1 pseudogene is annotated in these 1,098 nt (G+C 42.6%); it reads right to left on the reverse strand.

The window, feature by feature from the left end:
- Positions 1–1,098, reverse strand: a pseudogene (locus tag ICG50_RS12990) (adhesin); the annotation flags it as partial.

Genomic DNA, 1,098 nt, shown 5'->3' on the forward strand with positions numbered 1-1,098 from the left:
GTTGTTATGCTTTGACAACCCGCTGCGCTGGTTACCACAACTCCTAAAGTTTGCACTGCCGGTGAGGTATTGGTATAAGCCGTTGGCGTAGCAATAGCATTGGCAGGGTTACCGCCTTGTGCCAAAGCATAGCTTGGATAATACGTGACGGTATAACCTGATAATCCTTGGGTAATCATCACATCTCTAACGGTTAAGTCAAAGCTGTGGAATTGGTCATTCGGATTGGCATCGTCATCACACAAACTCAATGGTGTTGGCGTAGTGAGTAATAACGGAATGTTGACAATGATTTCAAACGTACCGATATTAAAACAACCTGTCGTGTTGTCCTCTACTCTCACCCATATCGTTTGGTTGGTAGTAGCCAAATAACTAGTAGCAGGTATGATTGGAATATCATCTTGTGCTCGTTGCAATGTGGTGTGGTAGGTAACTGTATAATTACTTGCCGCTAGTGGTTGTTGGGCTAGAACATCCGGTGTTCTTACCGTTAAATCAACCATCGTACTGGCGCTTTGATTGTTGTTGTCTGTATCACAAACCACGATGTCATCCAAATCAATTGGCGCTATCGGGCTTGGGTTTACGTTTAACACTATAGAGATAACACTCCAACATCCTGTGTTAGGGTCTTCTGCTCTTACATATAAAATTTGGGTAAACGGATCTATATTGTCATACAACTGACTAATATCAATAGCCGTGATGGCATTACCCAGCTCTGCATCGGTTAAGGTTTCATAGAAACTCAGGATGTAATTTGCCCCTTGTAAAATATCTGTCGTTAAAGTCGCTAAATCAAAGCTCGAAAAGCCGTCTTGATTCTCATCACAAATAGTGTAAGGCGCTGTTGGCGGTATTGGTGTTGGTAATGGCACTACTCTGATGTCTATCGTTGAAATACTGTAACAACCCGTAATGCTATTGGTAATCACCACGCCTAAGGTCTGAACATAGATGATTTGGTTTGGATATTGTAAATTAGGATGTGTGGCATTGATGGAAGTACCCGGCACTTGTGCTTGAGCAGCAGCCAAACTCGGATAGAACGTAACAGTCATGCCTTGTTGTCCCAATAATATTGCATCCACTTGA

This window comes from Flavobacterium buctense, from assembly GCF_014486695.1.
GTDB classification, from domain to species: Bacteria; Bacteroidota; Bacteroidia; order Flavobacteriales; family Flavobacteriaceae; genus Flavobacterium; species Flavobacterium buctense.